The 10,321-nt window shown below is 65.6% G+C and carries 14 protein-coding genes; 9 read left to right on the top strand and 5 right to left on the bottom strand.

The window, feature by feature from the left end:
* The first annotated feature begins 111 nt into the window (after nucleotides 1-111).
* Nucleotides 112-756, top strand: a complete 645-nt coding sequence (locus A7X12_RS07585; RefSeq protein WP_064311066.1) for an SOS response-associated peptidase — start codon at nucleotides 112-114, stop codon at nucleotides 754-756.
* On the opposite strand, the gene A7X12_RS07580 is transcribed toward A7X12_RS07585, so the two are convergent.
* The 3 genes from A7X12_RS07580 to A7X12_RS07570 are packed head-to-tail and all read right to left on the bottom strand — an operon-like array spanning nucleotide 753 to nucleotide 1,750.
* A complete protein-coding gene (locus tag A7X12_RS07580; RefSeq protein WP_064311048.1) occupies nucleotides 753-1,067 on the bottom strand; it encodes a hypothetical protein in 315 nt (104 codons plus the stop codon). The two genes, A7X12_RS07585 and A7X12_RS07580, sit on opposite strands and share 4 nt — an antisense overlap.
* A gap of 1 nt (nucleotide 1,068) precedes the next feature.
* A complete protein-coding gene (locus A7X12_RS07575) occupies nucleotides 1,069-1,527 on the bottom strand; it encodes a hypothetical protein (RefSeq protein WP_064311047.1) in 459 nt (152 codons plus the stop codon).
* A gap of 10 nt (nucleotides 1,528-1,537) precedes the next feature.
* Nucleotides 1,538-1,750 (bottom strand): hypothetical protein, encoded by a 213-nt coding sequence (locus tag A7X12_RS07570; protein ID WP_064311065.1) that lies wholly within the window; start codon nucleotides 1,748-1,750, stop codon nucleotides 1,538-1,540.
* A 60-nt stretch (nucleotides 1,751-1,810) separates the two neighbouring features.
* On the opposite strand from A7X12_RS07570, the gene A7X12_RS26690 reads away from it, so the two are divergent.
* Nucleotides 1,811-2,281 (top strand): helix-turn-helix transcriptional regulator, encoded by a 471-nt coding sequence (locus A7X12_RS26690; RefSeq protein ID WP_332308525.1) that lies wholly within the window; start codon nucleotides 1,811-1,813, stop codon nucleotides 2,279-2,281.
* Between the two features lie 30 nt (nucleotides 2,282-2,311).
* Here A7X12_RS26690 and A7X12_RS07565 read toward each other — a convergent pair whose 3' ends face one another.
* A complete protein-coding gene (locus A7X12_RS07565; protein ID WP_084445192.1) occupies nucleotides 2,312-2,983 on the bottom strand; it encodes an OmpW/AlkL family protein in 672 nt (223 codons plus the stop codon).
* A 124-nt stretch (nucleotides 2,984-3,107) separates the two neighbouring features.
* On the bottom strand, nucleotides 3,108-4,076 hold the full coding sequence (locus tag A7X12_RS07560) for a LysR family transcriptional regulator (RefSeq protein WP_064311064.1): 969 nt from the start codon (nucleotides 4,074-4,076) through the stop codon (nucleotides 3,108-3,110).
* A gap of 108 nt (nucleotides 4,077-4,184) precedes the next feature.
* Between A7X12_RS07560 and A7X12_RS07555 the strand changes: the two genes are divergently transcribed.
* The 7 genes from A7X12_RS07555 to benD are packed head-to-tail and all read left to right on the top strand — an operon-like array spanning nucleotide 4,185 to nucleotide 10,320.
* Complete coding sequence (locus A7X12_RS07555; RefSeq protein ID WP_269747808.1) at nucleotides 4,185-5,342, top strand: muconate/chloromuconate family cycloisomerase; 1,158 nt, start codon at nucleotides 4,185-4,187, stop codon at nucleotides 5,340-5,342.
* Nucleotides 5,342-5,632, top strand: a complete 291-nt coding sequence (catC, locus tag A7X12_RS07550) for a muconolactone Delta-isomerase (protein WP_064311045.1) — start codon at nucleotides 5,342-5,344, stop codon at nucleotides 5,630-5,632. Before A7X12_RS07555 ends, catC begins: the two co-directional genes overlap by 1 nt.
* 53 nt (nucleotides 5,633-5,685) lie before the next feature.
* On the top strand, nucleotides 5,686-6,591 hold the full coding sequence (locus A7X12_RS07545) for a dioxygenase family protein (protein ID WP_064311044.1): 906 nt from the start codon (nucleotides 5,686-5,688) through the stop codon (nucleotides 6,589-6,591).
* 13 nt (nucleotides 6,592-6,604) lie between these two features.
* Complete coding sequence (locus A7X12_RS07540; RefSeq protein WP_269747807.1) at nucleotides 6,605-7,993, top strand: Rieske 2Fe-2S domain-containing protein; 1,389 nt, start codon at nucleotides 6,605-6,607, stop codon at nucleotides 7,991-7,993.
* Complete coding sequence (benB, locus tag A7X12_RS07535) at nucleotides 7,990-8,496, top strand: benzoate 1,2-dioxygenase small subunit (protein WP_064311042.1); 507 nt, start codon at nucleotides 7,990-7,992, stop codon at nucleotides 8,494-8,496. Before A7X12_RS07540 ends, benB begins: the two co-directional genes overlap by 4 nt.
* Before the next feature lie 28 nt (nucleotides 8,497-8,524).
* Nucleotides 8,525-9,547 (top strand): benzoate 1,2-dioxygenase electron transfer component BenC, encoded by a 1,023-nt coding sequence (gene benC, locus A7X12_RS07530; RefSeq protein WP_064311041.1) that lies wholly within the window; start codon nucleotides 8,525-8,527, stop codon nucleotides 9,545-9,547.
* Nucleotides 9,544-10,320, top strand: coding sequence for a benzoate diol dehydrogenase BenD (gene benD, locus A7X12_RS07525; RefSeq protein ID WP_064311040.1), 777 nt, complete (start codon nucleotides 9,544-9,546; stop codon nucleotides 10,318-10,320). Before benC ends, benD begins: the two co-directional genes overlap by 4 nt.
* Nucleotide 10,321: the final 1 nt, after the last annotated feature.

Below are 10,321 nucleotides of genomic sequence, written 5' to 3'. Positions count from 1 at the left end.
GCGAACACCATCTGGGCCAGCGGGGTTAACTCGCGTAAACAGGCCGGACATCTGATAGCAAGCAATCGGGTCAGAAATCTGCTAGTGTCCTACAAGCGAGGGGCCGTCCACATCTGCAACCTTTACCACCTTCGGAAGAGCGCGGCCGAAGTCGCCGCGCATTTCGGCGTCGATACCCCGGTGCAGTCCAACGCGGGTGAGGAAGTCTATCCCGGCTATCCCGGCATGGTGGTGCGCGAGGAAGCGGGCGCGCGCATCCTGCAGTCGATGGTCTGGGGCTTTCCGCTCCGGCTCAAGGGGATGAGCCCGAGTGCCAAGCCGAAGCCGGTCAACAATATCGCGGATCTCACCAAGCCGATGTGGGTCGGGCTGGCACGTAAGCCCGAGTGGCGCTGTCTCATCCCGCTGACCGGCTTTGCCGAAGCGGAGGGCGCCAAGGGAGCGAAGACGCGGACCTGGTTCAGTGTCAAGGACGCGCCGCTTTTCGCCTGGGCGGGACTGTGGCGGGATAGCGCCGAATGGGGTCCGGTCTATTCCGGCGTGATGACCGACTGCAACGAGGCGATCCGCCCGGTGCATGACCGCATGCCGGTGCTGCTCCATCGTGACGACCATGATCGCTGGCTGCACGGCAGCTTCGACGACATTCTCGGGTTCCAGGCGCGCTGCTTCCCCGATGACCTGATCGTCATGGAGCGTACCGACGAGCCCTGGGTGAAGCGCAAGGGCGCTGTCGAACAGGCGGCCCTGTTCTAGGCGCGAAACCGGCTGACCGCCCGCCGCCATTCGACATCGCTTGGGAGCGGCAGGCTGGTGATCGTCGGCGCATCGCGGGTCAGGCTGATCGCCGTGCCACGCCGCCCACATCGCGAACATCGGAGGCGGGCACCAACTTCGGCGAGCCGCCCCGGCCATTGCCTGCGCTCGAACAGCCGCCAGAGCGCCGCGGCATGAAAGACGCCGATGTGCCCGCACCCCCCACAGGCTGCCCGGACCGAACGGTGGAACGCCGCAGCCTCGAACAGTGTCCGGGGCACCTGCCCACCGTCATCGTCATAACGTGCCATATCAGCCGACCAAGCGCAGGCGCGGCCCAGCCGCAGCAGGCGCAGGGTGCAGGCCGAGCGCCCGCACCTGCGCCTGCGGCACCACCCGGATGAGGGCAGCCGGCCATTCCGGGAACATCGCGCGCACCTTGGCGGACAGGAGCGTCGCTGACGGTGCATCCATCAGCAGCGTCGCGTCATAGCCACACCACAATTCCGGCGGGATACGGCCCAGGCGGTACTTGCCGGCGACCACCAGCACCGCGGGAGGATGAAGCTCGCGCCGCCCCGCAATGAAGCGCGCCAGGCACAGCGGCCGCTGCGCCGCCTTCCAGGTCTCGAACTCCGCAGCGGAGTTGACCTGCCCCAGGCGATGCCCCTCGACCCTGCCCACATGGATCAGCCATCCGCCATAGGAGAAGGTTTCGAGTTGGATCGGCCAGCGATGCGCCAGCCAGTTGGTCTGTTCGATCGCATCCATCGCGCGGGCGTCAGGCGTGCACCTGCTCGGCGAACAGGCTCTGTTGCACTGCGCGATCGTACAGAGCCCGGCGCGCCTGCAGCGCCGCGCCGACCGCCTGGCGATAGTGGATGGTCCTGAAGCGCTCGGCCTCGTCGAAGCCGAACGGCGCCCATTCCTCGCTCGGATAGCAGGCGTCGTAGATCGCACGCGCAGCAGCGCGCAACTGGAGGTCGTGCTCCATGCCGAAGCTCCCAATAATGTCGAATCGCTGCATCGGCAGCGAGCTGCCAGCTAGAACATAATGGGAACGAAGGGCAAGAACGCAAAGTCTCTGACTTGTGCCATGCAGGCTCAGGTGCGCTGCAAACTCGTCGGCGACACCCGACGGCAGACGGACCGTTCGCTCAACCGTCGATCCCAGTCGATGTATATGCCAGCCTGCACCGAACAGTGCCATTTCAGCCCCAGAGGAAATCCTTCTGCCGGCAAGCCGTTCGGGTCCATCTTGCGCCGAAACCCTCCACCGACCCCCGAACGATGCAAGGTAATAGCAATGCACTCCAACGCAACGGACCGCATCCTCCGGCTCAAGGCTGTCCTCGCTCTAACAGGCCTCACGCGTTCCACCCTGTACCGGAAGATGGAAGCAGGCACCTGCCCCGCTAGCACGCAGATCAGCACCCGCTGTATCGGCTGGCGCGAGTCTGCTGTTACCTGCTGGATTGATGATCCGATGCGCCCTTCAGCAGCGCTTGGGCAACAAGGGCACTGACTGGGTGCCCGGCGAAGGAGGGCGAGGCGACTAGAAAGACACCTGTAACCCGCCTTGGAACAGCGTGGGGTTCATCCGCAGCCGGGCGCCGCCTGGCACGAGGCCGGCCTGCGTGGGCATGTCGAAGCGTGCGTTGGTGCTCGTGTAGACCTTCATCACGCTGAGAAAGGCGCCGAAGCGGCGATTGAGCGCCACGTCGACACCGCCGATGGCGACCGGGCCCACAGTATTCGAGGCGCGGACATTGCGGAGCAGGCCGTCGCGGTTTTCGAGAATGATCGTCCAGTTCACCCCCGCGCCCACATAGGGGCGCACCCGCCCTTCGGACGCGCCGATATGGTAGCGCAGCGTGTAGCTGCCTGGGGCGTAGCGAACCTTTCCCAGCACCCCGGCGCCGGCCAGGGAGCCTGCTGCACTGAGAGTCGTCTCGGGCGGCATGCCTAGCGTCGCCGCAACGGACAGATGCGGCGCAATATGATAGCCGAATTCCGCGGTGATCGTCGTGTTGTTCGAAAGCGTGCCGTCGGCACCCACCAGGGGCTGCCCGGCAACCTGCACCCTCGCCTTTTCATCGAACGTTATCCTGCCTAGGGCAACGCGGGCATACCAGCTTGGCGACGCAACGATCGCTTCCTGCGCCTGCGCGCTGGTCGGCAGGGAAGTGACGACAAGCGCTACGCCCGCCAAGATCGGCATTCTCATATCTTCCTCTCCCTTGTGCCCATACGGGCATCACTTCGGCCGGCCGATGGGTCGGCTCCTGGAGTGAAGTTTGCGGATCTGGGTTTGACGGGTCCAAGACTGTATCGATATCCTTGCGATACCTTCAAGGTGTGGGAGTAGCCGGCATGGCGAGCGCGTCAGCGCTCAAGCCGGCTAGTTTCATAACCTTGTCCGGCACCGGATAGTCCCACCGGTTGTACATGCGCGCGACGATCTCGGCCATGAGCGCGAGTTCTGGCGTATGGTCCTCCGCGCGATGGCTCATGATGATCGGCGAGGTCGCGGGTTCAGCAAGATCGTGGAAGGTAACGCCGTCGATCAGCGACTTCCGCACCGATTCCGGCACGATGCACAGGCCTTCCTCGGCAGCGACCAATCCGATCGCGATCTGCAACTCGCGCGCTTCATGGGTCACGCGCGGCGAAATGCCGTGGTCCCGGAACAGGCTCAGCACCTGGTCCGCGTAACTGGGTCGGGGTTGGCGCGGATAGACAATGAGGGGTTCACCAGACAGCACTTCGAAAGACAAGGGCGAGGTCGCGGTTGCTAGCGGGTGCCCGGATGGAACCGCCACGACCAGCCGCTCCTCGCGCAGTACGATCCGCCGCACGGCGTCATCCTCGAACCGGATCCGGCCGAAGCCGACGTCGATCCGCCCCTCCTTGAGAGCAGCGATTTGATCGAGGCTGACCAGTTCTCCGAGCGACAGGTCCACGTGCGGCGCTCTCCGGCGGAACTCGCGGATCAGCGGGGGCAGTCGCGCATAGATGGTGGACGCTACGAAGCCGATCGCGAAGCGACGTTGCTCGGCCTTCACCGCGCGCGCCACCATATCGCGCATTTCGCCCATTCTTCCCAGCAGTTGCGTGGCCTGTTCGAAGACCAGCCGCCCGACCGCGGTAAGCCGCAAGGGCCGCGCCGCGCGGTCGAATAGCGGGGCGCCGATTTCGGCCTCAAGCTGCTGGATCTGCCGGCTTAGCGGTGGCTGCGCGATGTGCAGCCGCTCTGCCGCGCGGGTGAAGTTCCGCTCTTCGGCGACAGCAACGAAGTAGCGGAGCTGGCGAAGGTCCATCATCCGATCATACCTAATAGGTATCATGTGAAGACTGCAATAGTCTTTGGCTCCGCCTCTTTCACCACCTACCTCGTCCACATCGAACGCGCGGTACGGGAAACGCATGTGAAGCTTGCTCTTGAGTCGATCGAAGCCATTCTCGTCGATCTGCCGACGATCCGCCCGCATGTGCTGGCGATGGCGACGATGCACAGCCAGACGATCGTGCTGGTCCGCATCCGGACGGCGGATGGGATCGAGGGCATCGGCGAAGGCACGACGATCGGCGGCCTCAGCTATGGCGACGAAAGCGCAGAGGGCATCAAGCTTGCCATCGATACCTATATCGCGCCCGTGCTGGCCAGCTGCGATCTGTCTCGCGTGGCGGAAACCATGGCCGCGATCGGGCGGCATGTCGTCGGCAACCGCATTGCCAAGAGCGCGGTGGAAAGCGCGCTGCTCGATGCGGCAGGCAAGCGGCTAGGCATTCCGGTTTCGGCGTTGATCAGCGGCGGCCGCCTGCGCGACAGCCTGCCCGTCGCCTGGACGCTGGCCAGCGGCGACACGGGGCGCGACATCGAGGAAGCCGAAGCGATGATCGCCGCGCGGCGCCACAACATCTTCAAGCTCAAGATCGGCAAGCGCGACGTGCGCGCGGACGTGGCGCATGTGGCCGCCATCAAGCGCGCGATCGGCGATCGCGGCAGCGTGCGTGTCGACGTCAACCAGGGTTGGGACGAGACGCAGGCCGACTTGGGCATGGCGCTGCTCGCCGAAGCGGGATGCGATCTCGTCGAGCAACCGATCGCGCGGGATGCGCTGGCGGCGATGGCACGCCTTTCCGCACGCCATTCGGTTCCGTTGATGGCGGACGAGGCATTGCACGGGCCGCGCTCGGCCTTCGCGATTGCCACCCACGCCGGCGCCCGCGTCTTTGCGCTCAAGATCGCGCAATCCGGCGGGTTGCTTCCGGCGCGGGAAGTGGCGGCGATCGCCGATGCTGCGGGCGTCGGCCTGTACGGCGGCACGATGCTGGAGGCCGGCGTGGGCACGGCCGCCTCCGCGCAGCTGTTCGCCACGCTGCCACGCCTGTCCTGGGGGACGGAGCTATTCGGGCCGCTGCTGCTTACCGAGGAAATCCTGGAAGTGCCGTTGACCTATGCCGATTTCGCGCTGCGCATTCCCGACGGACCGGGTCTCGGCGTCGCGATCGATGCGGACAGGCTCGCCCGCTTCCGCCGCGATCGAACCTCTTCGCTCCACGTCGTTGGAGGGTCGCGCTGATGCTGTTCCAAGTCGAAATGGACGTCGCGATCCCGCTCGGGTTCGACCCCGCCGAGGCGCAGCGGCTGAAGGAGGCGGAGAAGGCGCGGTTCCAGGAACTGCAGCGCGCCGGAACTTGGCGCCATATCTGGCGCGTGGTCGGTCGCTACGCGAACATCAGCATCTTTGACGTCGAGAGCAATGCGCACCTGCACGATCTGCTGATCGGGCTGCCGCTCTACCCCTTCATGACGATCCGCGTGACGGCGCTCTGCCGCCATCCGTCCTTGATGCACGACGACGATCGCTGATCCGCGAAGGAACGACGGGCGCCCCAGGCACCGGAAGACAAGGAGAGAGAGAAATGGACGCAAGTTTCGTCAAGACCCCGGAGGTCCAGGCCCTGTTCGAAACGGCGGCGGGCACCGCCAGCCCCGGCGGGTCGCCGCGGGTGAAGGCAATCATGCGCGACATCCTCGAAGCTGCCGGTGCGATCATCACCCGGCACGATGTGAGCGAAAGCGAATTCTGGCGGGCGGTCACCTTTCTTCAGCAGGGCGCGGACGAATTCGGTCTGCTCGTCGCGGGCACCGGGCTGGAGCATTTTCTCGACCTCGTCATGGACGCCAAGGATGCCGAGGCTGGGCTGACTGGCGGCACGCCGCGCACGATCGAAGGGCCGCTCTATGTCGCAGGGGCGCCGCTGGTGGAAGGCGATGTCAACCTGAGCAAGGATCCGGACGATACCGGCGCACTCTACATGAGCGGCCGTGTCGTCGGACCGGACGGCGAGCCGGTACCCGGGGCGATCCTGCATGTCTGGCACGCGAATTCCAAGGGGTGGTATTCGCATTTCGACCCGACCGGCGAGCAGACGCCGTTCAACAACCGCGCCCGCATCCAATTGGGGCCGGACGGGCGCTACAGCTTCCATTCGCGGATGCCGAACGGCTACAGCGTCCCGCCTGGCGGCGCGACCGACGTGCTGATGCGGGCACTGGGCCGCCACGGCAACCGCCCTGCCCACGTCCATTTCTTCATCGAAGCGCCGGGCTATCGCACGCTGACGACGCAGATCAACTTCGGCGACGATCCGTTCGCCAAGGACGACTTCGCCTTCGGTACCCGCGAGGGGCTGCTGCCCGTCCCGCAGCGCCAGGGCGACAGCGCGTACATCGCCTTCGATTTCCACCTCCAGCGTGCCGTTGCGGCCGCGGACGAGCAGCTTTCGGCCCGCCGTCGCGCCGATGCCGAACCCGTGCTGGCCTGAGAGGAGCATGATCGTGACTTCCACCCTTGCCGAACGCATTGCGGGCGCCGTCATCGACGACCCCGAGGCCGGGCTGTTTCGCTGTCGCCGCGACGTCTTCACGGACCCGGCCCTCTTCGATCTGGAGATGAAGCACATCTTCGAGGGCAACTGGGTATATCTGGCCCATGAAAGCCAGATCCCCGAACCGAACGACTATTTCACGACCTGGATCGGGCGTACGCCGATCATCGTAACCCGCGACAAGGGCGGGGAACTACACGCGTTCGTCAATGCCTGTGCCCATCGCGGCGCGACGCTGTGTCGTCGCAAGCACGGCAACAAGGGCAGCTTCACCTGCCCCTTCCACGGCTGGACCTTCAGCAATACCGGCCGGTTGCTCAAGGTGAAGGACGGCAAGAGCGGCGGCTATCCCGATGCCTTCGATACCGGCGGGCTGCACGACCTGACACGGGTCGCGCGCTTCGAAAGTTATCGCGGCTTTCTGTTCGGCAGCCTGCGCACCGAGGTGCAGCCGCTCGCCGAATATCTCGGCGCTACGCGGACCATCATCGATCAGATCGTCGACCAGGCACCGGACGGGATCGAAGTGCTCCGCGGCAACTCGACCTATGTCTATGACGGCAACTGGAAGCTCCAGATCGAGAACGGCGCTGACGGATATCACGTCAGCACGGTCCACTGGAACTATGCGGCCACCATGGCGCATCGCGACTACGACGCTGCAGGCACCCGCACGGTGGACGCCAACGGATGGTCGAAGAGCGTGGGCGGAGTCTATGGCTTCGAGAATGGCCATATCCTGCTCTGGACGCGGCTGCTCAATCCGGAAGTGCGGCCGATCCATGCCCATCGCGAATCGCTCGCCGCGCGGCTGGGCGAAGCCCGTGCCGCGTTCGTCGTCGAGCAAACGCGGAATCTGTGCCTTTATCCGAATGTCTACCTGATGGATCAATTCTCCACCCAGATCCGGGTGGTGCGGCCCATCAGCGTCGATCGCACCGAAGTGACGATCTACTGCTTCGCGCCCAAGGGCGAAAGTGCCGCCGAGCGCGCCCTGCGGCTGCGCCAGTATGAGGATTTCTTCAACGTCAGCGGCATGGGCACGCCGGATGATCTGGAGGAGTTCCGCGCCTGCCAGACCGCCTATACCGGCGCTGGGGACTTGTGGAACGACCTGAGCCGCGGTGCAACACGCTGGATCGACGGTCCGGATGACAATGCCCGGGCCATGGGTCTGGAACCGATCCTCAGCGGCGAACGCAGCGAGGACGAGGGCCTGTTCGTGCGGCAACACGAATATTGGGCGAAGACGCTCCTCGCCGCGATCGAAGCCGAAGGCGGCGGCGGCGGCGATGGCGCAGCGGTGTCGCCTGCCGCCAGCCTGAGGGCCGTGGCATGAGCGCGCTGCTCGCCCGCCCGATCGCCCGCGAAGACGTGCTCGCCTTCCTCCACCGGGAGGCCCGGCTGCTGGACGATCGCGACTGGGACGCATGGCTCGACTGCTATGCCCCGGACGCGACCTTCTGGATGCCTGCCTGGGACGACGACGACCAACTGGTCGAGGACCCGCAGCAGCACATTTCGCTGATCTACTACCCCAATCGCCAGGGGCTGGAGGACCGCGTCTTCCGCATCAAGACCGAACGATCGGGCGCGAGCACGCCGGAACCGCGGACCTGCCATATGATCGCCAATGTCGAATTGCTGGACCAGCGGGACGGCGCGATCGATCTTCGCTTCAACTGGCACACGCTCAGTCATCGCTACGCGACGACGAGCCAGTTCTTCGGAACCTCTTTCTACACGCTGGACGTGACGGGCGAGGTACCGGTCATCACCGCCAAGAAGGTGGTGCTGAAAAACGATTATATTCACCAGGTCGTGGACATTTATCACCTGTGATCCGCGACGCTGGCCCGGAGAGGCTGGAATGACCTATCGCATCGCGCTCACCTTCGAGGATGGCGCCACCCGCATCATCGACTGCAACCCGGGCGAGACCGTGCTGGACGCCGCCTATCGGCAGAAAGTGAACTTGCCGATGGACTGTTCGGACGGGGTTTGCGGTACCTGCAAATGCCACTGCGAGCAGGGGCGCTACGATCTCGGCGACGAGTATATCGAGGAAGCGCTGAGCGCCGAAGAAGCCGATCAAGGGATCGTGCTGACCTGCCAGATGGTGCCGGAATCCGACTGCATCGTCGCGGTGCCGGTGCCGTCGGGGGCATGCAAGCTGACGCCCGCGACACATGCCGGGACGGTCGGCGCAGTTGAACGCGTATCCGACAGCACGATCCTGCTCACGGTCGCACTCGATACCCCGGCGACGCTCGACTTCCTGCCGGGCCAGTATGTCAATCTCCAGATCCCCGGCACCGCGGAGACGCGGTCCTATTCGTTCAGTTCGAAGCCAGGCGCCACCGAGGCGCAGTTCCTGATCCGCAACGTGCCCGGTGGCCGGATGAGCCGCTGGCTCGTCGAACAGGCGCGTGCCGGCGATCGGGTGTCGATGACGGGTCCGCTTGGCAGCTTCTTCCTGCGCAAGGCCGAGCGTCCAGTACTGATGCTCGCCGGCGGCACGGGCCTGGCGCCGATCCTGTCGATGCTGGAGGTGCTGGTGGATCGCGGCTGCGACTGGCCCGTCCACCTGGTCTATGGGGTTACCCAGGACCAGGATCTCGTCGAAACCGATCGGCTCGACAGGCTGGCGACGCGGCTGCAGAGTTTCCGCTGGACCGCCTGCGTGAGCGGCCCCGGTGCCACCTATCCGCGCAGCGGCTATGTCACGGACCATCTCGATGACGTGCCCTTCGATATCGCGGCGTGCGACGTCTATCTCTGTGGTCCCCCGGCGATGGTGGAGGTGGTCCGCGCAGCGCTCCGCGACCGGGGCGTGACCCCTGCCCATTTCCGCTACGAGAAATTCGCCCCCAGCGAAGCGGTACCGGCATGAGCGAACCGGGACGCTTCGTCGGCAAGGTGCTTGTGGTGACCGGCGCCGCGCAGGGCATCGGCCGCTCCGTCGCCGAGCGAGCGGCAGCGGAAGGGGGGCGCGTGCTGTTCGTCGACCGCGCGCCCTTCATCGACGAGGTCGCAGCCGGCGCCCCGGGCGACGCGGCCGGCTTCGTCGCCGATCTCGAGACCCATCACGGCGCATCGGCGGCGATCGCGGAGGCGGTCGCCCGTTTCGGCCAGCTCGACATTCTCATCAACGGCGTCGGCGGGGCGATCCGGATGCGGCCCTTCGATGCGTTCGAGCCCGAACAGATCGAGGCGGAGATCCGCCGTTCGCTAATGCCCACCTTGTGGTGCTGCCACGCAGCGCTGCCGCATCTGCTGGCGCGCGGCCGAGGTACGATCGTCAACATTTCGTCCAACGCGACGCGCGGCATTCACCGCGGGCCCTATTCGGCGGCCAAGGGCGGGGTGAACGCGCTGACCCAAAGCCTCGCGATGGAATATGCCGCGCGCAACATCCGCGTCGTCGCCACCGCCCCGGGCGGGACCGAGGCGCCGCCGCGCCGGGTACCGCGCAATCCCGAAGGGGATACCGCGCTGGAACAGGCCTGGATGGAACAGGTTGTCGAGCAGGTTACGCAGTCGGCGCTGCTCAAGCGCTACGGCACCATCGCGGAGCAGGTCGCGCCAATCCTGTTCCTCGCCTCGGACGAGGCTTCGTACATCACCGGAACGGTGCTGCCCGTCGCGGGCGGCGATCTCGGCTAAC

The organism is Sphingomonas sp. TDK1 (assembly GCF_001650735.1).
Classification (GTDB): Bacteria; Pseudomonadota; Alphaproteobacteria; order Sphingomonadales; family Sphingomonadaceae; genus Sphingomonas.
Note: the sequence above shows the minus strand (reverse complement) of the source record. Positions and strands in the feature narration are given on the sequence as shown.

What these genes read in the sequence shown, in the direction of transcription:
- A7X12_RS07580 (WP_064311048.1), bottom strand. Translation starts at nt 1,067, where the DNA reads ATGGCACGTTATGACGATGACGGTGGGCAGGTGCCCCGGACACTGTTC.
- A7X12_RS07575 (WP_064311047.1), bottom strand. Translation starts at nt 1,527, where the DNA reads ATGGATGCGATCGAACAGACCAACTGGCTGGCGCATCGCTGGCCGATC.
- A7X12_RS07570 (WP_064311065.1), bottom strand. Translation starts at nt 1,750, where the DNA reads ATGGAGCACGACCTCCAGTTGCGCGCTGCTGCGCGTGCGATCTACGAC.
- A7X12_RS26690 (WP_332308525.1), top strand. Translation starts at nt 1,811, where the DNA reads ATGGGAACGAAGGGCAAGAACGCAAAGTCTCTGACTTGTGCCATGCAG.
- A7X12_RS07565 (WP_084445192.1), bottom strand. Translation starts at nt 2,983, where the DNA reads ATGAGAATGCCGATCTTGGCGGGCGTAGCGCTTGTCGTCACTTCCCTG.
- A7X12_RS07560 (WP_064311064.1), bottom strand. Translation starts at nt 4,076, where the DNA reads ATGGACCTTCGCCAGCTCCGCTACTTCGTTGCTGTCGCCGAAGAGCGG.
- catC (WP_064311045.1), top strand. Translation starts at nt 5,342, where the DNA reads ATGCTGTTCCAAGTCGAAATGGACGTCGCGATCCCGCTCGGGTTCGAC.
- A7X12_RS07545 (WP_064311044.1), top strand. Translation starts at nt 5,686, where the DNA reads ATGGACGCAAGTTTCGTCAAGACCCCGGAGGTCCAGGCCCTGTTCGAA.
- benB (WP_064311042.1), top strand. Translation starts at nt 7,990, where the DNA reads ATGAGCGCGCTGCTCGCCCGCCCGATCGCCCGCGAAGACGTGCTCGCC.
- benC (WP_064311041.1), top strand. Translation starts at nt 8,525, where the DNA reads ATGACCTATCGCATCGCGCTCACCTTCGAGGATGGCGCCACCCGCATC.
- benD (WP_064311040.1), top strand. Translation starts at nt 9,544, where the DNA reads ATGAGCGAACCGGGACGCTTCGTCGGCAAGGTGCTTGTGGTGACCGGC.